At 64.6% G+C, this 20,076-nt stretch carries 29 protein-coding genes and 1 pseudogene; 17 read left to right on the top strand and 13 right to left on the bottom strand.

The genetic code is table 11. The features are described 5' to 3' along the window. A complete protein-coding gene (locus ACJ8FR_RS06805) occupies nucleotides 1–414 on the top strand; it encodes an SRPBCC family protein (protein WP_407827873.1) in 414 nt (137 codons plus the stop codon). Here ACJ8FR_RS06805 and tyrS read toward each other — a convergent pair. After that, nucleotides 411–1,634, bottom strand: coding sequence for a tyrosine--tRNA ligase (gene tyrS / locus ACJ8FR_RS06800; RefSeq protein ID WP_407827872.1), 1,224 nt, complete (start codon nucleotides 1,632–1,634; stop codon nucleotides 411–413). The genes ACJ8FR_RS06805 and tyrS overlap by 4 nt on opposite strands. A 45-nt stretch (nucleotides 1,635–1,679) precedes the next feature. Between tyrS and ACJ8FR_RS06795 the strand changes: the two genes are divergently transcribed. The 4 genes from ACJ8FR_RS06795 (at nucleotide 1,680) to ACJ8FR_RS06780 (ending at nucleotide 5,739) form a co-directional block, all read left to right on the top strand. Then, nucleotides 1,680–2,213, top strand: coding sequence for a DOMON-like domain-containing protein (locus ACJ8FR_RS06795; RefSeq protein WP_407827871.1), 534 nt, complete (start codon nucleotides 1,680–1,682; stop codon nucleotides 2,211–2,213). Nucleotides 2,214–2,222: 9 nt separating this feature from the next. Further along, nucleotides 2,223–3,422, top strand: coding sequence for an exo-beta-N-acetylmuramidase NamZ domain-containing protein (locus tag ACJ8FR_RS06790; protein WP_407827870.1), 1,200 nt, complete (start codon nucleotides 2,223–2,225; stop codon nucleotides 3,420–3,422). A gap of 78 nt (nucleotides 3,423–3,500) precedes the next feature. After that, on the top strand, nucleotides 3,501–4,898 hold the full coding sequence (locus ACJ8FR_RS06785) for a methyl-accepting chemotaxis protein (protein WP_407827869.1): 1,398 nt from the start codon (nucleotides 3,501–3,503) through the stop codon (nucleotides 4,896–4,898). 184 nt (nucleotides 4,899–5,082) lie between these two features. Beyond that, on the top strand, nucleotides 5,083–5,739 hold the full coding sequence (locus ACJ8FR_RS06780; RefSeq protein ID WP_407827868.1) for a DUF6975 family protein: 657 nt from the start codon (nucleotides 5,083–5,085) through the stop codon (nucleotides 5,737–5,739). 35 nt (nucleotides 5,740–5,774) lie between these two features. On the opposite strand, the gene ACJ8FR_RS06775 is transcribed toward ACJ8FR_RS06780, so the two are convergent. Continuing rightward, entirely contained in the window at nucleotides 5,775–6,065 is a 291-nt protein-coding gene (locus ACJ8FR_RS06775; protein WP_407827867.1) for a PspC domain-containing protein, read from the bottom strand. A 254-nt stretch (nucleotides 6,066–6,319) separates the two neighbouring features. On the opposite strand from ACJ8FR_RS06775, the gene panD reads away from it, so the two are divergent. Continuing rightward, entirely contained in the window at nucleotides 6,320–6,736 is a 417-nt protein-coding gene (panD, locus tag ACJ8FR_RS06770) for an aspartate 1-decarboxylase (RefSeq protein ID WP_407827866.1), read from the top strand. Here the strand turns inward: panD and ACJ8FR_RS06765 are convergent. Then, nucleotides 6,720–7,889 carry a hypothetical protein gene (locus ACJ8FR_RS06765; RefSeq protein WP_407827865.1) on the bottom strand — a complete coding sequence of 390 codons (1,170 nt, stop codon included), beginning with the start codon at nucleotides 7,887–7,889 and terminating at the stop codon, nucleotides 6,720–6,722. The two genes, panD and ACJ8FR_RS06765, sit on opposite strands and share 17 nt — an antisense overlap. A gap of 19 nt (nucleotides 7,890–7,908) precedes the next feature. Between ACJ8FR_RS06765 and msrB the strand changes: the two genes are divergently transcribed. Then, on the top strand, nucleotides 7,909–8,403 hold the full coding sequence (msrB, locus tag ACJ8FR_RS06760) for a peptide-methionine (R)-S-oxide reductase MsrB (RefSeq protein WP_407827864.1): 495 nt from the start codon (nucleotides 7,909–7,911) through the stop codon (nucleotides 8,401–8,403). 19 nt (nucleotides 8,404–8,422) lie between these two features. Here the strand turns inward: msrB and ACJ8FR_RS06755 are convergent, their stop codons facing one another. After that, complete coding sequence (locus ACJ8FR_RS06755; RefSeq protein ID WP_407827863.1) at nucleotides 8,423–9,148, bottom strand: hypothetical protein; 726 nt, start codon at nucleotides 9,146–9,148, stop codon at nucleotides 8,423–8,425. A 112-nt stretch (nucleotides 9,149–9,260) separates the two neighbouring features. On the opposite strand from ACJ8FR_RS06755, the gene ACJ8FR_RS06750 reads away from it, so the two are divergent. Beyond that, nucleotides 9,261–9,773 (top strand): N-acetyltransferase family protein, encoded by a 513-nt coding sequence (locus tag ACJ8FR_RS06750; protein ID WP_407827862.1) that lies wholly within the window; start codon nucleotides 9,261–9,263, stop codon nucleotides 9,771–9,773. Next, on the top strand, nucleotides 9,773–10,930 hold the full coding sequence (locus tag ACJ8FR_RS06745; RefSeq protein ID WP_407827861.1) for an aspartyl/asparaginyl beta-hydroxylase domain-containing protein: 1,158 nt from the start codon (nucleotides 9,773–9,775) through the stop codon (nucleotides 10,928–10,930). The genes ACJ8FR_RS06750 and ACJ8FR_RS06745 overlap by 1 nt, the downstream gene beginning before the upstream one ends. A 7-nt stretch (nucleotides 10,931–10,937) precedes the next feature. On the opposite strand, the gene ACJ8FR_RS06740 is transcribed toward ACJ8FR_RS06745, so the two are convergent. Further along, on the bottom strand, nucleotides 10,938–11,618 hold the full coding sequence (locus ACJ8FR_RS06740; protein WP_407827860.1) for an aquaporin: 681 nt from the start codon (nucleotides 11,616–11,618) through the stop codon (nucleotides 10,938–10,940). 121 nt (nucleotides 11,619–11,739) lie between these two features. Between ACJ8FR_RS06740 and ACJ8FR_RS06735 the strand changes: the two genes are divergently transcribed. Further along, on the top strand, nucleotides 11,740–11,862 hold the full coding sequence (locus ACJ8FR_RS06735) for a hypothetical protein (protein ID WP_407827859.1): 123 nt from the start codon (nucleotides 11,740–11,742) through the stop codon (nucleotides 11,860–11,862). Nucleotides 11,863–12,166: 304 nt separating this feature from the next. On the opposite strand, the gene ACJ8FR_RS06730 is transcribed toward ACJ8FR_RS06735, so the two are convergent. After that, entirely contained in the window at nucleotides 12,167–12,739 is a 573-nt protein-coding gene (locus tag ACJ8FR_RS06730) for a hypothetical protein (RefSeq protein ID WP_407827858.1), read from the bottom strand. Nucleotides 12,740–12,878: 139 nt separating this feature from the next. On the opposite strand from ACJ8FR_RS06730, the gene ACJ8FR_RS06725 reads away from it, so the two are divergent. The 3 genes from ACJ8FR_RS06725 (at nucleotide 12,879) to ACJ8FR_RS06715 (ending at nucleotide 14,216) form a co-directional block, all read left to right on the top strand. Next, the gene (locus ACJ8FR_RS06725) at nucleotides 12,879–13,181 is read left to right on the top strand and encodes a hypothetical protein (protein WP_407827857.1); all 303 of its coding nucleotides are present in this window, start codon (nucleotides 12,879–12,881) and stop codon (nucleotides 13,179–13,181) included. A 129-nt stretch (nucleotides 13,182–13,310) separates the two neighbouring features. Then, the gene (locus tag ACJ8FR_RS06720) at nucleotides 13,311–13,472 is read left to right on the top strand and encodes a hypothetical protein (protein ID WP_407827856.1); all 162 of its coding nucleotides are present in this window, start codon (nucleotides 13,311–13,313) and stop codon (nucleotides 13,470–13,472) included. A gap of 15 nt (nucleotides 13,473–13,487) precedes the next feature. Further along, complete coding sequence (locus tag ACJ8FR_RS06715) at nucleotides 13,488–14,216, top strand: DUF3761 domain-containing protein (protein ID WP_407827855.1); 729 nt, start codon at nucleotides 13,488–13,490, stop codon at nucleotides 14,214–14,216. A 56-nt stretch (nucleotides 14,217–14,272) separates the two neighbouring features. Here ACJ8FR_RS06715 and ACJ8FR_RS06710 read toward each other — a convergent pair whose 3' ends face one another. Both ACJ8FR_RS06710 and ACJ8FR_RS06705 read right to left on the bottom strand, forming a co-directional pair. Beyond that, nucleotides 14,273–14,686, bottom strand: a complete 414-nt coding sequence (locus ACJ8FR_RS06710; protein ID WP_407827854.1) for a cupin domain-containing protein — start codon at nucleotides 14,684–14,686, stop codon at nucleotides 14,273–14,275. A gap of 77 nt (nucleotides 14,687–14,763) precedes the next feature. Then, on the bottom strand, nucleotides 14,764–15,249 hold the full coding sequence (locus tag ACJ8FR_RS06705; protein ID WP_407827853.1) for a hypothetical protein: 486 nt from the start codon (nucleotides 15,247–15,249) through the stop codon (nucleotides 14,764–14,766). A gap of 410 nt (nucleotides 15,250–15,659) precedes the next feature. Between ACJ8FR_RS06705 and ACJ8FR_RS06700 the strand changes: the two genes are divergently transcribed. The 3 genes from ACJ8FR_RS06700 to ACJ8FR_RS06690 all read left to right on the top strand — a co-directional run bounded on the left by ACJ8FR_RS06700 (nucleotide 15,660) and on the right by ACJ8FR_RS06690 (nucleotide 17,258). Then, entirely contained in the window at nucleotides 15,660–16,043 is a 384-nt protein-coding gene (locus tag ACJ8FR_RS06700) for a hypothetical protein (protein ID WP_407827852.1), read from the top strand. Nucleotides 16,044–16,579: 536 nt separating this feature from the next. After that, a complete protein-coding gene (locus ACJ8FR_RS06695) occupies nucleotides 16,580–16,873 on the top strand; it encodes a nucleotidyltransferase domain-containing protein (protein WP_407827851.1) in 294 nt (97 codons plus the stop codon). After that, nucleotides 16,866–17,258, top strand: a complete 393-nt coding sequence (locus ACJ8FR_RS06690; protein ID WP_407827850.1) for a hypothetical protein — start codon at nucleotides 16,866–16,868, stop codon at nucleotides 17,256–17,258. The genes ACJ8FR_RS06695 and ACJ8FR_RS06690 overlap by 8 nt, the downstream gene beginning before the upstream one ends. Nucleotides 17,259–17,287: 29 nt before the next feature. On the opposite strand, the gene ACJ8FR_RS06685 is transcribed toward ACJ8FR_RS06690, so the two are convergent. Continuing rightward, nucleotides 17,288–18,061: a DUF6602 domain-containing protein gene (locus tag ACJ8FR_RS06685; RefSeq protein ID WP_407827849.1), complete on the bottom strand. Its 774-nt coding sequence runs from the start codon at nucleotides 18,059–18,061 to the stop codon at nucleotides 17,288–17,290. Between the two features lie 45 nt (nucleotides 18,062–18,106). Then, nucleotides 18,107–18,209: pseudogene (locus tag ACJ8FR_RS06680) on the bottom strand (RNA polymerase subunit sigma-70); the annotation flags it as partial. Nucleotides 18,210–18,283: 74 nt separating this feature from the next. Between ACJ8FR_RS06680 and ACJ8FR_RS06675 the strand changes: the two are divergent. Beyond that, complete coding sequence (locus ACJ8FR_RS06675) at nucleotides 18,284–18,826, top strand: hypothetical protein (protein ID WP_407827848.1); 543 nt, start codon at nucleotides 18,284–18,286, stop codon at nucleotides 18,824–18,826. Nucleotides 18,827–18,885: 59 nt separating this feature from the next. Here the strand turns inward: ACJ8FR_RS06675 and ACJ8FR_RS06670 are convergent, their stop codons facing one another. From ACJ8FR_RS06670 to ACJ8FR_RS06660, 3 genes are all read right to left on the bottom strand, one after another. Continuing rightward, nucleotides 18,886–19,113 carry a GDCCVxC domain-containing (seleno)protein gene (locus ACJ8FR_RS06670; RefSeq protein WP_407827847.1) on the bottom strand — a complete coding sequence of 76 codons (228 nt, stop codon included), beginning with the start codon at nucleotides 19,111–19,113 and terminating at the stop codon, nucleotides 18,886–18,888. Between the two features lie 9 nt (nucleotides 19,114–19,122). Beyond that, nucleotides 19,123–19,545 (bottom strand): organomercurial transporter MerC, encoded by a 423-nt coding sequence (merC, locus tag ACJ8FR_RS06665; RefSeq protein WP_407827846.1) that lies wholly within the window; start codon nucleotides 19,543–19,545, stop codon nucleotides 19,123–19,125. A 21-nt stretch (nucleotides 19,546–19,566) separates the two neighbouring features. Further along, nucleotides 19,567–20,076: sigma-70 family RNA polymerase sigma factor (locus ACJ8FR_RS06660; RefSeq protein WP_407827845.1), on the bottom strand; the 510-nt coding region annotated here is incomplete at its 5' end.

Genomic DNA, 20,076 nt, shown 5'->3' with positions numbered 1-20,076 from the left:
ATGGTCGATGTGACTGCTTCGCGTAAGATCGCGGCCAGGCCGGGCCAAGTCGCTGCCATCATGTTCGATCCGCGGCGCGATCCCGAATGGATCGGCGGCGCCAAGTCGGTCGATCCGCCCAAAGGCGATCCAACCAAAGTCGGGGCGCGGGTCACCCGGCACGGCGGCTTTATGGGCAAGAAATTCTCCTGGACCACCGAAGTCCAGGGCTTTGATCCCGACCATTTGCTCCACATGCATTTTATCGCCGGCCCGATGAAGGGCGGCTCCGTCACCTATCGGATCGAGCCCGATGGGGCCGGATCTCGCGTGTCCGTCCGCAATACTGGGCCGGGTCCGCAAATCATGGGCTGGTTCGTCAGGCGCTCGGTCGGCAAGGACCTCGATCGCCTCGCCAGGCTTGTGAGCGCCTAGCGCACCAACAGCCCGTGGCGTTTTTTGCCGAGGCTGAGCTTCATCGGTTCGTCTGACGCGACCAGCACGAGCCCCGGATCGTTCACAGTCACGTCCTCAAGCCGCACCGCGCCCTCGGCGATCTTGCGCTTGGCTTCCTTGTTCGACGAAGTGAAGCCGAGCGCGGTTAGCGCGTGGGCGATGTTCATGCCGTCTCCCAGCGACAGCGTCGGCAGGTCCTCCCCAAGCCCGCCTGCGCCGAAGGTTTCCGCCGCAGTTCGCGCAGCCGCTTCGGCAGCTTCGCGGCCGTGGAGCAGCGCCGTGGCTTCGGTCGCGAGCACGATCTTCGCCCGGTTGATTTCCGCGCCCGTCAAGCTTTCGAGTTTGCCGATGTCCTCCAGCGACAGGTCGGTGAACAGCTTGAGGAACCGCCCGACATCGCCGTCCGCCGTGTTCCGCCAGAACTGCCAATAATCGTACGGGCTGAGGAGCTCTGCATTGAGCCACACCGCGCCCTGCGCCGTTTTGCCCATCTTGGCGCCATCGGGGGTGGTGATCAGCGGCGTGGTCACCCCGAACAGATCGGTCCCGTCGATCCGCCGCCCGAGCTCGATGCCGTTGACGATATTGCCCCATTGGTCCGACCCGCCGAGCTGGAGGCGGCACCCGGTTCGCCGCGTGAGCTCGAGGAAGTCATAGGCCTGGAGGATCATGTAGTTGAACTCGAGGAAGGTCAGCGGCTGCTCGCGGTCGAGCCGCAGCCGGACGCTGTCGAAGGTCAGCATGCGGTTGATGGTGAAGTGCCGCCCGACGTCGCGCAGGAACGGGATGTATTCGAGCGTGTCGAGCCATTCGGCATTGTTGACCAGGATCGCGTCGGTGGGTCCATCGCCAAAGGTCAGCAAGCGGTCGAACGCGCGGCGGATCGACGCGATGTTGGCTTCGATCCGCTCATTGTCGAGAAGCTGCCGTGCCTCGTCCTTGCCGCTCGGGTCGCCGACCTTGGTCGTGCCGCCGCCCATCAGCACGATCGGCTTGTGCCCGGCTTGCTGGAGCCGGCGAAGCAGCATGATCGAAACGAGGTTGCCGACGTGCAGGCTCGGGGCGGTCGCGTCGAAGCCGATGTAACCCGGCACGATTTGCTTCGCCGCCAGTGCGTCGAGCGCCGCGGCGTCGGTCACCTGATGGATGTAGCCACGCTCATGGAGCAGCTTCAGGAGCGAGGAATTGTAAGCCGTCATGCGAGCGGCTTAGCGTCGTTAACCAGCTCCTGCTACACTGTAGCGGTGCAGCTGAATCTCGCCCATCATCCGGCGACGCCGCCGACCGAGCCATTCAAGCTATGGGTGAACGTCGAGCATTCGGCGGCGTTCGGCGTCACGGCCACGACCAACATCTGGTTCGGGATCGGCGCTCCGGCGGGCCGCTTCCTGATCGCCGAGCCGGTCGAGCCGAAGCGCGTGGACGATCTGTGGAAAACGACCTGCTTCGAAGCCTTCCTTCGGGTGCCCGGCGTGCAATCCTATCGCGAGTGGAACTTCGCGCCTTCGGGCGAATGGGCCGCCTATGATTTCGCCGGCTATCGGGAAGGCAGGACCGACGCGGACGTGACTGCGCCTTACCTTCGCCTTGAAGACAATTTCACCTGGTGGGCGTTCGGCGCGACGATCACGGTCGAAGCGCGTGGCGCCTGGGAACTCGGGCTTTCCGCGGTCCTCGAGGAGACGGACGGCACCAAATCCTATTGGGCGCTCGCCCATCCCGAAGGCGACAAGCCCGACTTCCACGACCCGGCTTGCTTCGCCGCGCACCTTCCGTAAGCAACGCACATGACCCTGTTCGGTATCGATCGGCTGCTCGCCGAGCCGGAGCTGCGCCGTCCGCTCGAGGGCCGCAGGGTCGCGCTTCTGGCGCATCCCGCGTCGGTGACTCGGGACCTCACCCACAGCCTCGACGCGCTGATCGCGGCGGGCGTGAACGTCACCGCCGCCTTCGGCCCGCAGCACGGGCTGCGCGGCGACAAGCAGGACAATATGGTGGAGTCGGATGACTTCACCGACCCGGTCCACCGCATCCCGGTATTCAGCCTCTACGGCGAAGTCCGGCGCCCGACCGGCCAGTCGCTCGGGACCTTCGACACGATCCTGGTCGACCTTCAGGACCTCGGCTGCCGGATCTATACCTTCATCACGACATTGCTCTACGTGCTCGAAGCCGCTGCCGAGCAAGGCAAGAGCGTCTGGGTGCTCGACCGGCCCAACCCCGCCGGCCGCCCGGCCGAAGGGCTGACGCTTCGCCCCGGCTGGGAGAGCTTCGTCGGCGCGGGGCCGCTGCCGATGCGCCACGGGCTCACGCTCGGCGAGCTCGGCTCCTGGTTCATCGACCGGTTCAAGCTCGACGTCGATTATCGCGTGATCGAGATGCAGGGCTGGGAGCCGGACACAGCGCCCGGCTTCGGCTGGCCGTCCGAGCGGATCTGGATCAATCCCAGCCCCAACGCCGCCAACCTCAACATGGCGCGCGCCTATGCCGGCACCGTGATGCTCGAGGGCACGACGCTGAGCGAGGGCAGGGGCACTACCCGCCCGCTCGAGATGTTCGGTGCGCCCGACCTCGAGCCCGCGCGGATCATGGCCGAGATGGAACGCCTCGCGCCTGCCTGGCTCGCCGGCTGCAAGCTGCGCGAGGTGACCTTCCAGCCGACTTTCCACAAGCATATCGGCGAGATGTGCCGCGGTGTGTTCATCCACGCGGAAGGGCCTTTCTACGACCACGACGCGTTCAAGCCGTGGCGGCTCCAGGCGTTGGCCTTCAAGGCGATCCGTCGCCTGTATCCGGACTATGCGCTGTGGCGCGACTTCCCCTACGAATATGTGTTCGACAAGCTCGCGATCGACGTGATCAACGGCTCCGAGCTGCTGCGTGAATGGGTCGACGATCCCAACGCCGCGCCCGGCGACCTCGACGCGATCACCATCCCCGACGAGCGCGGCTGGGAAGAGGGGCGCAGGCCGTTCCTCCTCTACTGACCGCTCAGCGTGGTTAACGAAGAAGTAGGAGCTTCCCCGTATCCCCGCTCCTGAATTGATCGGGGATGGGGCTCTTCAATGGCCAGTGCGGGAATCGAGGAAGTCACCGAAAATGCGATCCGCGCGGTCGCCCGCGATTGCGGTTCGCTATCGATGGAGTGCAGCGATGTCGCCGGCTACGTCCAGGGCGTCGCTGGCCGCATCAGCGAACATCTGAAGATGCTCGACCAGCTCGAGGAAGTGACCACCCGGCTGCTCAGCGACCAGGGGCGGGTGTCCGATTCGACCGACGAAGCGCGGCTTCTTTCCGAGCAGGCCAAGGCCAAGCTCGACGCAGGGCGCGAGGCGATCGAAGGGACGATCGACGGCTTCAAGGGCCTGACCGACCTCATCGTCCAGCTCGGCGAACGCATGGCCGGCTTCGCTTCCGCGATGGCCCAGGTTCAGACGGTCTCCTCGACCATCGAGGCGATCGCGCGCAAGACCAACATGCTCGCGCTCAACGCGACGATCGAGGCGGCCCGCGCCGGCGATGCCGGCCGCAGCTTCGCCGTCGTCGCGGCCGAAGTGAAGAAATTGGCGCACGACACCCGCGCCGCGACCAGCCAGATCGGCTCGACCATCGGTGAGCTGACCCGCGAGGCCAGCGCCGTGACGACCGAGATCAAGACCGGCGTCGAGCGCAGCCGCGCCGCGCAAGGCGGCTTCAGCACGATCAGCGAGACCGTCCGCGAAGTCAGCGAGATCGTCGGCATGGTCGACCGTCAGACCGAGGGCATCGCCCACTCGACCAGCATGATCCAGACCAGCGTCGACCGGGTGAAGGCCGGCCTCACCGAATTCGCCGCCGACGCGCGCGACAACGGCCAGGAGCTGCTCACCGCGCAGAAGCGCCTTGGGCACCTCGAGATGCTGTCGAACACGATGCTCGATACGCTCGCCAATTCAGGTGCCGAAATCGACGACACGCCCTTCATCCTCAAAGCGCAGGAGACCTGCGGCCGGATCCAGGCGGCGATCGAGCGCGCGATCGATGCCGGGGAAGTGACCGTCGACGACGTGTTCGACCGCGACTACCAGCTGATCGAGGGCACCAACCCCGTCCAGTACGACGTCCGCTTCAACGACGCCGCCGACGTCCATATCCGGCCGATCCTCGACCAGACCAAGTCGGGCGACAACCGGATCATCGGCTCCGCGATCGGCGACATGAACGGATACCTCCCGACGCACCTTAGCGAGCGCAGCCATCCCCAGGGCCCCGATCCGGTGTGGAACGACGAGCATTGCCGCAACCGCCGGATCCTGATCGACGATACGACGCGGATGGCGCTGGCGAGCGAAAAGCCGACGACTCTCGCGACCTACCGGATGGAGCTTGGCGACAAGTTCATCCCGGTGAAGAACGTCTTCGTCCCGCTGTGGATCAAGGGTCGCCGCTGGGGCAATTTCGAGCTCGCCTACCGCGACGACTGAGTGATCGCCGCGCCGGCAAGTCCTCACGAACAGGGTTCAGGAAAGCTTACCTCGCCATAAACCTCGTCTTTACGCCCTTGCGTTAGTGACCATCGGACAAGGATTCGCCGAGATCATGACGAGGGGTTCAGGAATGGCGATCAATCGGTCCGTCGGCCGGCAGGGTTCCCATCAAAGCAATGCTTTGAAGGGGTCCCATGCGGTCAGCGTTGCCGATAGCCAGCTCGCCCGCATCGCCGGCGACGGAACGGGGCGCCACGATTACCTCAACACGCTGCTCGAAACGTCGGGGCGCCACTCGGGCCGCGACCTCGCCGATGCCGTGCACCTGCTGTGCAACCTTCATGGCCGCTATCCCGGGCTGATCGAAATGGCGCTCCAGCGCTGCCCCAAGGGCTCGCCCCAGGATTGGCTGCTCCGCGCTTCCGATGCGTTCGAGCGCGAACGGCTCTATGTCGTGCGCCTGACCTCCGCCGTCGGTCCAATGCCAAGCACGCCGGGCGCCGCCGAGACCGAATCGAGCCTGGTCGCTGCGCGCCACGCGCTCGAAACGCTGGCGATGTCGGAACGTGACGGCTGCGCCCTCGGCGCCGCGACCGCTCTGGTCGGCGACTGGTGGCCGGTCCGCCGCTTGCTCGACCGGGCGGCAGCTCGTGCCGGGATCGAATCTCCCGCGCCCTCGCTTCCGGACGAGGCGTCGGTGGTTGCGGTCATCGAGCAGGGCGCCCCAACGCCGGCCAGCGCTCGCGCTCTCGCCTTTGGCGGAGAGCAATTGCTGCTCCAGCACCGCGCGCTGTTCGACCTGCTCGAAGCGCGCGCCGAAGCCCGCGGCGATTACTGAGCGGAGCTAGTCCGGGGGACTAGCGTGCACAGGAATTAGGCCGCGTTCGCCAGCTGGCGCTGCTCGTTCGCCGCGCTGAATTCACGCGCCGACGCTTCTGCCTGAGCCGGCCTGACCCGCGGGAACAGCAAGCGCGAGGCCAGCACCACCGCGCCAAGCGCGAAATAGATCGCCAGCGTCAGCGTCGGGCTCCACAGCACGGTCGCGGCGAAGGGGACGCGCAGCAACACGGGGTTGAAGCCGAAATCCTCACCGATGGCTTCGCACACGCCGAGAATTGTATGCGCCCTCATCGGCAGTGCGACCTGATTTCCTTGCGCGTCCATCATTCACTCCGTTGGCAAATCTCTGTTGCCATTTACTGAGCAAGAGCCGTGCCAAACGCGAAAACCGCTATCCGCCAATGAGTTACCCGTCTGGCCGGGCCTTCGCGTAGCAAAAGCCGCCAACTTCGCCGCCCATCAGTTGGGAATTCCCACCTTATGCTGCAAGTGCGATGCCGCAGTGCAGCACTTGAAGTCTGTCCGTCGATCGACAATCTGTTAAAGGCGCCCCGCCAGTCGAAGGAGCCGGTCGCTTGATGCGGATCATGATGAAGTCGAAGATCCACCGCGCGACGGTGACTCAGGCCGACCTCCACTATGTCGGTTCGGTCACCCTCGATGCCGCGTTGATGGAGGCGGCCGACCTTCTCGAAGGCGAGCAGGTGGCGATCGTCGACATCACCAACGGCGCGCGGATCGAGACTTATGTCATCCCCGGCGAGCGCGGCAGCGGCGTCATCGGCATCAACGGCGCCGCGGCCCACCTGGTCCACGCCGGCGACCTCATCATCATCATGAGCTATGCGGTGCTCGACGACGTCGAGGCGCGCGCGCTGACGCCGCTCGTGGTCCATGTCGACGATCAGAACCGGGTGGTGAAGATCGGCAACGACCCCGCGGAGCCGGTGCCGGGCTCCGATCAGCAGCGCGGCGACTTCATCGCGGCGAAATAGGCCCGGCCACTAGTAGCCGCCACGGCGTGGGCAGATAATCCGTCGACATATAATAATAGAACAGGCACTGGCCGCCGCCGGAGCGGTTGACACCCTTGGCGATCCCGAACGCGACCTCGCCGCTGAACACCGGCCCGCCGCTGTCGCCGGGAATGCAGGTCGGTCCTTTGACCGTGACCCACGTCGGGGAGCACGGGCCACCGCACAGATCGCCGGGGGGTGCGTAGTCGGTCAGCTCGACTGTCGCGCAGCTGTAGCCCGAGCTTTCGCCATAATGGCAGACGAATTCGCCGGCGCGGGTGGTCGCGACATTGCGCCAGCTGACCAGCCGCCGAAGCGTCCCGGCGCCGCGGTTGCTGTAGAAATATGGCGACGGCGAATCGGGGCTGCCGTTGATCTGCACGTCCTGGTAGCCGGCGCCCCACGATCCGATCATCGGCAGCGTGACCGTGCTCCCGTCGCGGTCGACGTAGGTGAGCTGATCGGGACAATGCGCGGCGGTCGTGATCGCGCTCATCTCGCCGTTGGTGACGACGAAAGCCGTCGTGCACAGGTTGCGGCGGTTGGTCTGCAGGTTCAGGCCCTCGACCCGCCCGCCGCCATCGACCGAAAGGTTGGATTCGTTGAGCGCGTTGATCGCGATCCGGACCGGAACGCCGCTGACCTGCTCGGCCCGGGTGCGGATGGCGTCGAGCCCATATTTGTCGGCGTCGGCGCGGGTGACCAGCAGCACGACCTCGCCGGTGCGCTGGTCGTAGCCGGCGCCGCGCGCGTTCGGCAGATCGGTGCGCAGGTCGATGAGGTGCTTGCGCATCGCGTCCACCGCCTGCGCGTGGGTCGCTTTCGCGCCGGTCGTGAAGACGATCGGCACGCCGCCCGAGGCGCGGGTCGCGACCGGCTCCGTGCCGGTCAGAAGTACGACGATTCGATATTCGGGCGTGTGCTCGATCGAAATGCCCGCGAGCCGGCCGGCAAACTCGCTTGCGATTCCATCGGTCGCGGCGACGCTCGCCTGCTGTGCCTCGAGCCGCCGCGTTGCTTCCTCGGGCGTGACTCCGAATTGCGCGGCATATTGCACCGCATCGTCGGCGAGCGCCTGCGCCTGCGTTTGGACCGGCTGCGCTCGAGCCTCGGCCGTGATAGAGGCCGCCACGGCCACAAAGGACCATAAGATGCCCCAGGACCTTGCTCTAGACCGCGCCACGTTCGACCTCACTCCTCCGACCCCCGAACAGTTCGATGCCTTGGCGGCTGACCTCAGTGACGAGGAAAAGCACGTTTTGCTCGAGCATGGCACCGAGGCGCCGTTCTGCGGCATATTCCTCAACGAAAAGCGTCCGGGCGTGTTCACCTGCCGCCTGTGCGGGCTGCCGCTTTTCCACGGCGGCACCAAGTTCGAAAGCGGCACTGGCTGGCCGAGCTTTACCCAGCCGTTCGCCGAGGGTCACCTGAAGACCATCCGCGACACCAGCTATGGGATGGTGAGGACGGAGATCGTCTGCGCCCGCTGCGGCTCGCACCAGGGCCACGTCTTCCCCGACGGCCCGCCGCCGACCGGCGAGCGTTATTGCATCAACTCGGTCAGCCTCGATTTCACTCCGGGCGGTGAGCCGCTGCCGGACAAGCTCGGCCGCGGGGCGCCCGAAGGCGAACCCGTGGAGGCTTGAGGCCGAGCGCATCAATCGCTCACTCGGTGCGTGATTCCATCTCGATAAGGATGCGCACCCACGCCCCGACCAACGCGCGGCCGCCCTTGCGCGGCGGGCGGACGCGAAATTGCCACGCGGCCTGGCGCACCGCAGACGCGAGATGCGATCCGCGCGGGCTCTGGTCGAGCTCGACGCAGTCATCGACGCGGTCTTCGGCGATGGTCCTGCACGCAACCAGCCCCCAGCCGGTGACGTTGTGCGGCCAATAGCCGCCGATCTCGGCATCGGACGGCTCGCGCGCCCATTGCGCGGCATATAGGGGATCGCCGTTCGGCCCGCGCCCGACGACCTCGCTGTCGCCTTCGCCGCCCGCGCCCGCGGCGGGCAGGTTGGAAATGTCCGCGGCGGCAAGCTCATCCTTGCTCATTTCGATCCACGGCTTCTTCGACGGCCTCGGTGGCGGCGTGATCGTCGGCTTCGATGGGAGCACGATCGGCGGCGGCTTGGGCACCGGCCGGGTCGACTGGACATGCGGCTGCTTGACCTGCGTCTTGTCCGTCCGATTGGCGGACGCGCGGCGGCTTTCGGGCATGAGATCGAAGGTCAGCGTGCCCGGACGCCGGGGTGCGGGCCGAGGAATGAAGCCAAGCCCGAGGAGGACAAGCAGCAGGACGAGGTTGATCGCCAGCGCAAGCGCAAAGCCTGATACGCGCCGCTGCAGAGGCGGCCGGTCGTACGGCGAGGGGAGGCGATAAGCTGGCAAGGAATGGCGGATTGATGGGTCGCGTCGACCCGACCTAGCGGGTTTGCGCGTGAACGGGGAGTGAAGTCTTGACCTTGCTCCACGCTTCGCGCCGATGCGAGGGAGCAGCGCGATGGATGCAGTGGCAATCCGCGATGCGACCCCCGAAGACGCCGAAGCCGTCGCGCTGATCTATGCCCACCATGTGCTCCACGGCACTGCCTCCTACGACCTCATTCCGCCGGAAGCGGGCGAGATCCGTGGCAAGATCGAGCGCGTCGTTGCCGCCGGCTGGCCGTTCCTCGTCGCCGAGCTGGACGGAGCGGTCGCCGGCTATGCCTACGCAACGCAGTTCCGCGATCGCGACGCCTACCGCTTCACCGCCGAGGACAGTATCTACATCCATCCCGAGCGGATGCGCCGCGGACTCGGCAAGGCGCTCCTCCAGGCGCTGGTAGACGCCTGCGCAGGCTACGGTTTCCGCACGATCATTGCCGTCATCGGCGGCGCCGAGCCCTCGTCGATCGCCCTGCATGAAGGCTTCGGCTTCCGCGAGGCCGGGCGGTTGACCGGGGTCGGGTGGAAACACGGGCGCTGGCTCGACAGCGTCTACATGCAGCTGGAGCTACCGAGCGGCGCTGGTTAATGATCGCGCCCATGCCGCTCGACCCGCAACAGGAACAGGCGTTGCTGCACCAGGCCGTGGCCGCGCTCCAGCAGGGGCGCACGGGCGAGGCGCGCACCCGGCTCGAGCAGCTGACCGCGGCCGGTTCGGCCAATCCGGTGACCTGGCTGCTGCTCGCCATCGCGCTTCATGGGCTCGGCGACCCCGAGGCCGAGGAAGCCGTTCTCAACCGGCTGCTCGAGCTTGACCCGAGGTCGCTGCGCGGCCTGATCATGAAAGCCGACTGCCGCGCCCTTGCCGGGGACAGGTTCGCCGCCCGTCAATTCTACCGCACCGCGCTCGGGCTCGCCGATGCGGGGCCGGTCCCGCCCGATGCCGCGCCGGAAGTCGACCGCGCGCGGCAGGCGCTCGCCAGCCTCGAAGAGCGCGCTTACGCCAAGCGCGAGCAGCTGATGAGCGCGCGCGGCTTCCCGCCTGAAAGCTGGACCCCGCGCTTCCGCCACGCGCTCGAGCTCGCGGCGGGCAAGCGCCGGCAGTATCTGCAGCAGCCGACGGTCTTCAATTTTCCCGAGCTGCCGCAGGTCCAATATTACGACCCGGCCGCGTTCGACTGGACGCCCAGGGTCGAAGCGGCGACGTCCGAGGTCCGCGCCGAGCTGGTCGAGTTGCTCAAGCAGGGCACCGAAAATTTCCGCCCGTACATGCAGGCGAGCGACGGCGACGTCCGGCTCGACGCCAACCAGGCGCTGGTCGAAAACCGCGACTGGAGCGCCCTGTTCCTGTGCGAGAACGGCAAGCCCGACGCGGCGCTGCTGGAGCGCTGCCCGAGGACCTGGGAGGCGGTCAACCAGGCCCCGCTGGCACGGATCCCCGGCTTTGGCCCGACGGTGATGTTCTCGCTGCTCAAGGCCGGCGCGCGGATCGAGCGGCATACTGGCATGTTCAACACGCGCCTCGTCTGCCACCTGCCGCTGATCGTCCCCGAAGGCTGCCGTTTCCGCGTCGGCAACGAGGTCCGCGAGTGGCGCGAGGGCCAGCTCCTGATCTTCGACGACACGATGGAGCATGAGGCGTGGAACGACAGCAATGAGGACCGCGTGGTCCTCATCTTCGACATCTGGCGCCCCGAGCTCGGCGAGCAGGAGCAGCGCGAAGTCACCGCGCTTCTGACAAGCTGACCGCGTCCTAAGGCCGGTCGAACAGCCAGCGCGCCACGACCGCCGCCGACCCCGCGCCGAGCAGCTGGGCAACGATGAACAAGGGCACGTCGTGCGGCGCGATCCCGGCGAAGCTGTTGGTCAGGCTGCGCGCGACGGTGATCGCCGGGTTGGCGAAGCTAGTCGACGAGGTGAACCAATAGGCCGCGACGATGTAGCAGGCGACCGCCGGCGCCACCCATTCGCGGCGCGAACGCACCGTCCCGAGGATCGTCAGGATGAGGCCGAAGGTGGCGATATATTCCCCGGTCCACTGGCCAAGCCCGGTCCGCGCCTTCACCGACAGCTGCAGCGTCGGCAGGCCGAACATCACATGCGCGGCCCACGCGCCGAGGATCCCGAACGCCAATTGGGCGAGGATGTAGGCGAGGGCGTCGCGCCACGCGAGCTCGCCGCGCGCGGCGGCGACGAGGCTCACCGCGGGGTTCATGTGCGCGCCCGAGATCGGCCCGAGCATAGTGATCAGCACGAACAGCATCGCCCCGGTCGCCAGCGTGTTGGCAAGCAAAGCGACGGCGTCGTTACCCTGGCTCAAATTCTGCGCCATGATCCCCGACCCGATCACGGTCGCGAACAGGAAGAACGCGCCGAGCCCCTCGGCGGCGACGCGGCGGACGAGGGCGGGCGTGCTGGCTTGATCGTCGGTCATGCGGCTCCCCCACGGCCGATCTAGGAAAGGATTATGACGGTTCGGCGACAATGCACGGTGGACCGCAGCGCCGCGGCCGTTGGAACCTCTGTCGGACAGCCGACGTTTCCCTCGCCGCCCCATGGACGACAAGACCCTCAACCTCTGGCGCCAGATCGAAGCATCGCGCCGCGCCGAGAAGCGGCAAGCGCCCGGCCGTGCCAAGTCCGCAACCCCGCCGGAGCGCGAGGCGGTCGGCAACTAAGCTCCGACGCCGAACAGGCGCACCGAACTCACGCTGCGCCAATTAGCTGTGGACGAAAATTTCTTTCTAGATGACAGCGACTTAGGTCGGGCGCACCATTACGGTTCAGTTTCTTAGGGGAGGGCTGGACATGATTGCGAACATCTTGCGCACCGAGTGGGTTCGAACGGCACTGCCGCTGGTCCTGACCGCCGCGGTCATCGGCGCCGGCCTGGCGTTTGCCTTTTCGGGCGGCTGAGCGAAGCATAAGGGGACATCCTGCCGGATCCGCTCGCGGGTCACGCTGAACCGCCGTCCGAGCCGGCTATGCGTGCTCGGCCTGCTTCTGCTTGCCCTCTTGCTGCGCCTGCTCCAGCTCCTCGTCCGAAAGCAGCCGGACGTCGGCGTCGGCGGTGCCGCCGCTGGGCGGGGTGAAGCGCAGCTTCTCCATGTACGGCGTCGGCTTCTTGCGGCGATAGTCGGCGAATTCCTTCGCATAATAGTCGCGCGCCTGCTCGACGGTCCTGGCGCCGGTGACGATGTCGTGGGCGAGGTTGAGGGCGAGGCGGTTGGCTTCCTCGTCGTGGCAGCGCGCCGAGAGCTCGCCGGCGGTGCGCTCGGCGATGATGCTGCCGTCGAACCGGGCAAGGTCGGCGAAGCGGTCGGGCGGGACCCGATAGTCGATGAAGCTTTCGACGCTGTCCTGGTGCGGGGCGGGGAAGTCGTGCTGGAAGAAGGCTTTGGAGGCAGTGATCCGCTTCCACTCGCCGCGCCGGTGCCAGATGAGCTGGCTGTCGGTCGCCTCGTCGGGCTCGCCATATTTGTCGATGACGAGCTTCGCGGCCTCCTGCGATTCCTTCGGCCAGTTGCGGATGATGTCGGAGCCGGCTGCTGGCATGGTCGGGTGTCCTCTGGAGCGCCCCCCGCGAGGTGAACCGCGGGCAGGCGAGAGGGTTCCGCCCTCGCTGTCCGACAGCGCGCCGACGCGCTACAGGGCGATCGACACGTCGACGTTTCAACAGCGGAGGAGATTTGCGATGAGCCTTTTGAACGGCATCCTTGGCCAGGTTTCCGAAACGGCGACGGTCCAGAACCTCGCGGCGAAAGTCGGGCTCAGCCCGGAGCAGGTCGAGCAGGCGGTCGCCGCGCTTGGCAAGGCGCATTTTGCGGAGAGCGACACGGTCACGACCGCCGCCGAGCAAACGGGTCTGCCGCAGGACAAGCTCAACGAGATCGTCGGCCACATCGGCGGCGAAGGCGCGCTCGGCCGCTTCGCCACGCTGCTTCAGGAGGACGGCGCCGCCGGCGGCATCCTCGGCTCCATTTCGAAGATGTTCTGAACATTGCGGCCCAGATTTGGGCTGCATCGAGAGTTCATGCTGCTGACAGCTGTTTGTAATGCCATTGGCTGGCGCATCGCCTGCAGCTGCGCCTATGATTTCTGCTCCCAGTGCCGAGGGAGAGGAAGCATGAGGAAATTCGTTTTCGCATTGACGGCGCTCAGCCTGCTGGCGGGCTCGGCCCCATCGCTCGCGGCTCCGTGCAAGGACAAGCACGGCAAATTCGTGAAATGTCCGGCCAAGCCGAAGCTGTGCCGCAACGCGAAAGGCCATTTCGCCAAGTGTAAGTAAATCGGGGAGCTCATGATGAACCGTCTGATCCTGGCGGCCGCGCTCGCGGCTGGATGCATGTTTTCGACCAGTACGCCCGTGCTGGCGGCGGCAAAGAACTACGATTGTTCGAAACCCGGCAACGCCAACAAGGCGGTGTGCAAGGGCGCGGCCAAGTCGGCGACGGCGGCGGCTGCCAAACCGGCGCCCGCGGCCGCCAGGTCGGCGCCGGTCAAAGCGGCCGCCACCGCGCCCAAGCCAGCGGCGACCAAGGTCTCCTCGACGACCGCCACCAGGACGGTGACGGAGAAGAATTACGATTGCTCGAAGCCCGGCAACGCCAACAAGGCGGTGTGCAAATCGGCGGGGGCGGGCCCGGCCAGGCCGGTCGCCAGGCAGACGACGGTCGCCACGACGACGCGCCACTATGATTGCACCAAGCCGGGCAATGCCAACAAGCAGGAATGCAAAGTTTCGACCTCGTCGAGCCAGACCGCGTCAAAGCCGGTTTCGGCGCCTGCCCCCGCAACCGCCCAGCCCGGCATGTTCCAGCGGATGAAGAATGCGATGACCGGCGCCAAGCCCGCGCCAGCTCCGGCGGCAAAGCCGGCACCAGCCCGGCGCAGGACCGCGGCCGCTCCTGCAGCGGTTGAGGATCACAACCCCTCCGGCGCGATCGCGCAGTGCAAGGACGGCACCTATAGCCACGCCAAGGGCCGCACCGGGGCCTGCTCGAGGCATGGCGGCGTGGGCAAGTGGATGTAGGCTGAGCGAAGCACGGGGACCGTCACGGGAGCATGCGCCGCTGAGCGCCCGAGCCCTCAGGCGTCGGCCCTGTTCTCCGCGAGATATTCCTCGTCGCTCACCTTCTCCATCCACTCGACCATCTTGCCGTCGAGCGCTTCCTGAAGCGCGATGTGGGCCATCGGGCTGTCGGGCGTGGCGCCGTGCCAGTGGCGGCGGCCCGGTTCGCAAAAGACGATGTCGCCGGTGCGGATTTCCTGCCTCGGCTCGCCCTCGCACTGGTGCCAGCCGGTGCCGGAGACGACGATCAGGGTCTGGCCGAGCGGGTGGGTGTGCCACGCCGAGCGCGCCCCCGCGGCGAAGCGCACCAGCGCCCCGGCGAGCCGCGCCGGCTCGTCGCGCGAGAACTGCCATTCGATGGTGACGTCGCCGGTGAAATATTCGGCGGGGCCTTTGACCGGCGCCTGGCTGCCGCTGCGGATGATGGTCATGGGGGTTGCCTTTGCAGTGCCCCAGGTGAGCGCGCGGGCAGCGGATTGGTTGCGTGAATTGCGGCGGCAAGCGCGCCTCAGCAGAGATACCAAATGTCGTCGGGGCCCATGACGGCGTGATCGCCATGACATTCTAGCCTGGTCGACACGTTGCGATAGGCGAGCATCCGCTTCATCGGGTCGCGGATGCTCTCGTCCCGGTCGAACATGGCGATGCTGTGGGTTCCGCGCGCCCCCGCGTTGCAGGAGTTCATATAGGCCATGCCCCAGGTGATCGCCTCCCAATCCGCCTTGGCGCCGGCCTCCCACACGGCCCGGTCGATGAAGGCGCGGTGGTCACTGATGTCGACATGATCTTTCTTCGCGATTGCCGCGAGCCGCGCGGCATGATCGGTGCACTCGCGCGACTTCGGGTCGATGCGGTCCTTCATCGGCACATGCTTGATCCAATCCGGCCCAGGTCCCGTGACGACGATCAATTCCGGTTTCGGTGGCTGGCGCGCGCCCGACGCGGGCGAGCAGGCGTCGAAAGCGGCGAGGGCGAGGAGAAAGACCGCGCGCATGGCGCGGGTTTTAGCGCGGCGTGGTTGGATTGGCATTAATGGGGCGAGTTGCCGAGCGCCGCGCCGGTTGGCGAGTTCCTATCGTCGATAGGATGTTGGACATTGGCGATCTGCCGAGCGCCGCGCTGAAGCGTGTGAGGGCGGTTGATTTCGGGATTAGTAAACTGTCACCGAAATCCCCCGGAATCCTGACCGGAATCCCACCGGAATTCCCACCGGAATTCCTGAGTCACCGGAATCTCTGACATGATCATTGGAATTCCTATGGGCAAGATTGCTGACATTGTTAGCACCATCATTTGTTTGAATATTAGATATTATCGAAATAAAAAATCATGTCTTGACACGCATATGGTGGACGCGTAGCGGCCGCATGGCGCTCATACTGGCGCGAGACAGGCAGGCAGACAATGGCGTTCACAGTGGAAGTTCAGACAGGCCCGAACGGACCTTGGACACCCGAATTTCGTGCGCGGGTCGAACGGGCGAAGGACCAGTTGGGCTATAGCCTAGCTGATGTGGGAGACGCTTTTGGCTTTTCCGGATCGTTCATTCACGGTCTGATGAACGGAAAGAGCGGCTACAAAATGGCAAGCAAGCACGCCACTAGAGTGCTGCAGGCGCTGGAAGGTCTTGAAGTTCAAGCGGGTATTCGCAAGGCCGCGCCGAAGGCGGCTGTTTCAACACCAGCGCTAACGACTTCGACCGGTGGGCGGCCCGATCTCGCGCAGCTCGTCCGGCAGATTTACGAGCTTGGCTTCACGGTGGAACTCAAGCCGCGGTCGATTGCGTAATCATGTTCTTCGCCGGTTTGAATCAGTGCATCCTTGCGCTTCGAAGTAGCGATTTATCGAGCTGTAAACCGCTTGGCTTTAGTATCCTTGATTGGATAGCCGTTCTAACCTTCGGGGGAGGGCTCACAGTTGCCATCTTCAAAGGGGCTGCAGCGCTAGCTGGATGGTTCCGGCGTCGCAAAAGGTCGGTTAATACATTCGGCGATCTGCGCAAACGAGTACGGCCATTCGTTCGCGACAACTCGAGAATATTCAAATCATTTGGGCCAAACTCGAGCGCCTCGGCTGCCAGCGATCAGTTGCGCGTTGATGTGTCGGCTTGGCGGGGGGTCCGACAGAGAATTGTCGAAAATAATACTTGTATTGCCGAGCTAATAAGGGATCACTGGAAGGTCATTCCAGGGGATAAGACCGACCTCTTTGCTGCTTGGCTGTCGCATATCGACGCATTTCGTGCACACGTCGCGGACCCAGCCGTTGATTATCGGCAGTACCAATTTCCGTCCGAAATCTTGAACGTCATCGAGCAACGCTGAATGGATTTATCTGCAGTTCGGTCCTGGCTTCGCAACGAGCTTGGAATTGCAAACGGCGTGACGGACGTGCATCTATTCGGTTCGGTCCTTGCAAATACAGCCACCTGTTCGGACGTGGATTGCATTATTGTCTTCGATAGATGGGAAGTGAGAGCCGCTGTGGGGGAAATAAGGGCCCGCTTCGCTACTGAGTTTGGGCGATCACTGCACGTCCAAATGTTCCATGAAAGCCAGAGGCCGATGCTGTCAAAATTCCTAGAAAGAGCAGCGGCATGGGAGAGTGTACTTGAGTAAGGACCTTCACCCATCAATCCTGCAGTTTTTTCAGGAAAGAATGAGCTCGCATAGCAATGTGCTCAATTTAGCCGACGTCAGCACGGCCGAAGACTATCTCTTCAAAATTTCACGGGCGAAGCAGGGCGATTCGCTGCTGGTTTGGATGTCCGACGCATATTTTTTCACGGACATGGATTTCCACAATCGTCCAGCTGTGCTCACAACTGGTGATTTCATTCTCGTCGCTAAGCCCGAGGCAGGATTTCACGTAGACGACGGCCTGATTGAGCTGGAGGGAATCGGCGTTGGTCAAATTGGGAAGCTGATGGGCGCGCTCAATCTGGCAAAGCCATGGGAATATCTCACGCCGCAAGAGCGTGAAGAACGACAAGGGCGGAGATGACGACCCGCGTGCGGCCGCCCAGCGGGCGGTCAAATCAATTTGGGCTTACACGCATCCGTTGTTAGGTAGTTGCCGAACTGAGGTCGCCCCTTCGAGAGCATGAGCTGCGGAAGGGTATTAGTCGTTCCCGCCAAGAAACCCATGACTTCACCAATATCATCGTCAGCGTCGACATGCTTCCATCCCTCAGACGCTGAATACCAATAACCGCGACCAGCGATGCAAAGAACTTGAATCGCAGAGTGACCCATCGCGCTCTGATCGAGTGCACAATAGCGTTCAAATTCAGCCGACACTGGGCCGCCTAGGTCGCTGCCAAATGCGAAAAGGGCGTTGATGGCGCTCGGAGTTCCCGACGTAAACTTTGTCACCGGTGGATTTGCGTTTGCATCCGGCAGCCAGTGATCAGTGGCCATGAGTTTGAGGGACCGCGTTTTCACCGCGTTGCTTATCGCTCGTTTCAGTTCGGCTGCGGTCAAAGTGGATTTGACCTCAATCGCATAAAGCGCCGATTCAGCTGGAAAATATCCATTCTTATCGTCGAAGAGTACTGGAGGAAGGATGGCGGGCGCGTAGAGAATTACATCGGTTTCGGGTGAACTAGCGCCCTCCGCGGAAACTAGCTTCCCGGTCCCAATCCTGACTTCGGGAGGCAGAACTGGTTGAAATAACTCGCCGACTAGGAGCTCTCTGAGCTTACCTTTGATGCCGCTATGATTCTCAAGGCGCAGCATTTCCGCCTTAAGAAGAGCCGCTTTGGCTTTGGCCACCATAGACGACTGGAAGAGGTTCTTGCCGCTCACGCCTTGACAGTGACCTCACCGACGTAGTTTCGCTCCACCGCTGGCCTATTGGTCTAAGAATGACCGCATCTTCCGGCTTCGGCTCGGATGCTTGAGCTTCCTGCCGGATGCGCTCGCGCGTCACGCTGAACTGCTGCCCGACTTCCTGGTCTGGTTCAAGGTGTATCCAACGATCGAGTCAGCTATCCTGCGCGAGAGGCCGGATGATGGGGGAGCGCGACGATGTTCGAAGGCTGGGAGAACTTCTTCCTGATGGCCGGCGGGGCCGCAGCGGTGCTGATCGGCCTCATCTTCGTGGTCATCGGCCTGATGGGAGACCGCCCCCGCGACAGCGTTCTTGCCGGATCGTGGCTCTACATGGGGCCGATCGTACTCGGAGTGAGCTTCGTCCTGGCGCTGAGCGCCGCGGCCCTGACCCCCGACATCTCGCGCCCCACTTTCGCGGCGCTCGCCACGCTGGCCGCCGCTTGGGGGTTGGTCCGCGGAATCATGTCGGCCTGGGGGATCCGGAAGCGGACGATGATCGGCCATGAGAATATCCACTGGACCGATCTGTGGTTCTACGGCGTCTTCCCGGTCCTGATCTATCTCGCGATGGCCGTCGATGCGCTCGCCTTCTGGAAGTCGTGGGACTGGGCCAAGGACGGGCTTGCGATCGTGATCACGGCCGGCCTGCTCCTCGCCATCCGCAACGAATGGGACCTCATCACCTGGATCACGCCCAGGGGAGAGGCCAAGGCAAAGCGGGCGAATTCACGAGACTGAGAACGACGGAAGCGCCTCGATTATTGCGCTCCTCGCGCGGGGTTAGCGAGGCAGGGAGGCTAAGCCGGGCAGCAACCGCCGCTCTGTCCGGCTGCTTGCGCTTCCTGGATCGGCGGGCAAGGCACGTCGCCATACGAGCAGAACACGCAGCAATCGCCCTTGAGCGGCTTCAGTACGGCGCCGCAGTGGCGGCAGTCGTAGAAATATTGGCAGGCATCGGTCGGCATCGTCTCGGTCGAGACGCCACCGCACTGGGGGCAGGTTAGAGTTGATTGAAGTTCGGCCATGTGTGCGCGTCAACCTGTCGGCTTTGCGGGATATCCGACATGAGCCGTCCCATTCGTCTTCAAGTCCCAGATGGCGATCACGATCATGAGAACTAGGCCAGGGTAGAGCAGCCATTCTGTCGCCATGCCATAAGTCGCCATCAGCAGCGCTGCAGCCAGCACGAGCAAGGGTCCGATGATTCCGAGAACCATCCGCACCCAACCCCGGCGGCGGAGTCCCCCGATGACGTTTGCGGCCAAACCGATGAGGGCAAACAGCGGCAGTATGTAACGGATTGAGATGCCCTCGAACTGACTGAGAAAGCCTAAACCGAGCGCGGAGGCGAGGCTGGCCAGGGCGGGAAAGCACGCGGTACAGCTCATTGCTGCGAGGACGGCGCCGATGGTGCCGGCGCTCCCCGCAACGCGTGTGGTACGGTCTTGGGTGGACATGCGGGTTCGGAGCTTGCCGCTCTATTGGTCCAAAAAGCTTCGCATCTTCCGCGACCGGCTCGGATGCTTCAGCTTGCGCAGCGCCTTCGCCTCGATCTGCCGGATGCGCTCGCGCGTCACCGAGAACTGCTGCCCGACTTCTTCGAGCGTGTGATCGGTGTTCATGCCGATGCCGAAGCGCATGCGCAGCACGCGCTCCTCGCGCGGGGTTAGCGACGCCAGCACCCGCGTGACCGTTTCCTTGAGGTTGGACTGGATCGCGGCGTCGACCGGGATGACCGCATTCTTGTCCTCGATGAAGTCGCCGAGGTGGCTGTCTTCCTCGTCGCCGATCGGGGTTTCGAGGCTGATCGGCTCCTTGGCGATCTTGAGGACCTTGCGGACCTTCTCGAGCGGCATCGAGAGGCGCTCGGCGAGCTCCTCGGGCGTCGCTTCGCGGCCGGTCTCGTGGAGGAACTGGCGGCCGGTGCGGACCAGCTTGTTGATCGTCTCGATCATGTGCACCGGGATGCGGATGGTCCGCGCCTGGTC

Source organism: Sphingomonas sp. (assembly GCF_045810705.1).
Classification (GTDB): Bacteria; Pseudomonadota; Alphaproteobacteria; order Sphingomonadales; family Sphingomonadaceae; genus Sphingomicrobium.
This window is presented reverse-complemented; position numbering and strand designations above follow the sequence as displayed.

Coding starts and splice junctions, on each gene's coding strand:
- ACJ8FR_RS06805 (WP_407827873.1), top strand. CDS start 1: ATGGTCGATGTGACTGCTTCGCGTAAGATCGCGGCCAGGCCGGGCCAA.
- tyrS (WP_407827872.1), bottom strand. CDS start 1,634: ATGACGGCTTACAATTCCTCGCTCCTGAAGCTGCTCCATGAGCGTGGC.
- ACJ8FR_RS06790 (WP_407827870.1), top strand. CDS start 2,223: ATGACCCTGTTCGGTATCGATCGGCTGCTCGCCGAGCCGGAGCTGCGC.
- ACJ8FR_RS06785 (WP_407827869.1), top strand. CDS start 3,501: ATGGCCAGTGCGGGAATCGAGGAAGTCACCGAAAATGCGATCCGCGCG.
- ACJ8FR_RS06775 (WP_407827867.1), bottom strand. CDS start 6,065: ATGGACGCGCAAGGAAATCAGGTCGCACTGCCGATGAGGGCGCATACA.
- panD (WP_407827866.1), top strand. CDS start 6,320: ATGCGGATCATGATGAAGTCGAAGATCCACCGCGCGACGGTGACTCAG.
- msrB (WP_407827864.1), top strand. CDS start 7,909: ATGCCCCAGGACCTTGCTCTAGACCGCGCCACGTTCGACCTCACTCCT.
- ACJ8FR_RS06750 (WP_407827862.1), top strand. CDS start 9,261: ATGGATGCAGTGGCAATCCGCGATGCGACCCCCGAAGACGCCGAAGCC.
- ACJ8FR_RS06745 (WP_407827861.1), top strand. CDS start 9,773: ATGATCGCGCCCATGCCGCTCGACCCGCAACAGGAACAGGCGTTGCTG.
- ACJ8FR_RS06740 (WP_407827860.1), bottom strand. CDS start 11,618: ATGACCGACGATCAAGCCAGCACGCCCGCCCTCGTCCGCCGCGTCGCC.
- ACJ8FR_RS06735 (WP_407827859.1), top strand. CDS start 11,740: ATGGACGACAAGACCCTCAACCTCTGGCGCCAGATCGAAGCATCGCGC.
- ACJ8FR_RS06730 (WP_407827858.1), bottom strand. CDS start 12,739: ATGCCAGCAGCCGGCTCCGACATCATCCGCAACTGGCCGAAGGAATCG.
- ACJ8FR_RS06725 (WP_407827857.1), top strand. CDS start 12,879: ATGAGCCTTTTGAACGGCATCCTTGGCCAGGTTTCCGAAACGGCGACG.
- ACJ8FR_RS06720 (WP_407827856.1), top strand. CDS start 13,311: ATGAGGAAATTCGTTTTCGCATTGACGGCGCTCAGCCTGCTGGCGGGC.
- ACJ8FR_RS06715 (WP_407827855.1), top strand. CDS start 13,488: ATGAACCGTCTGATCCTGGCGGCCGCGCTCGCGGCTGGATGCATGTTT.
- ACJ8FR_RS06710 (WP_407827854.1), bottom strand. CDS start 14,686: ATGACCATCATCCGCAGCGGCAGCCAGGCGCCGGTCAAAGGCCCCGCC.
- ACJ8FR_RS06705 (WP_407827853.1), bottom strand. CDS start 15,249: ATGCGCGCGGTCTTTCTCCTCGCCCTCGCCGCTTTCGACGCCTGCTCG.
- ACJ8FR_RS06700 (WP_407827852.1), top strand. CDS start 15,660: ATGGCGTTCACAGTGGAAGTTCAGACAGGCCCGAACGGACCTTGGACA.
- ACJ8FR_RS06695 (WP_407827851.1), top strand. CDS start 16,580: ATGGATTTATCTGCAGTTCGGTCCTGGCTTCGCAACGAGCTTGGAATT.
- ACJ8FR_RS06675 (WP_407827848.1), top strand. CDS start 18,284: ATGTTCGAAGGCTGGGAGAACTTCTTCCTGATGGCCGGCGGGGCCGCA.
- ACJ8FR_RS06670 (WP_407827847.1), bottom strand. CDS start 19,113: ATGGCCGAACTTCAATCAACTCTAACCTGCCCCCAGTGCGGTGGCGTC.
- merC (WP_407827846.1), bottom strand. CDS start 19,545: ATGTCCACCCAAGACCGTACCACACGCGTTGCGGGGAGCGCCGGCACC.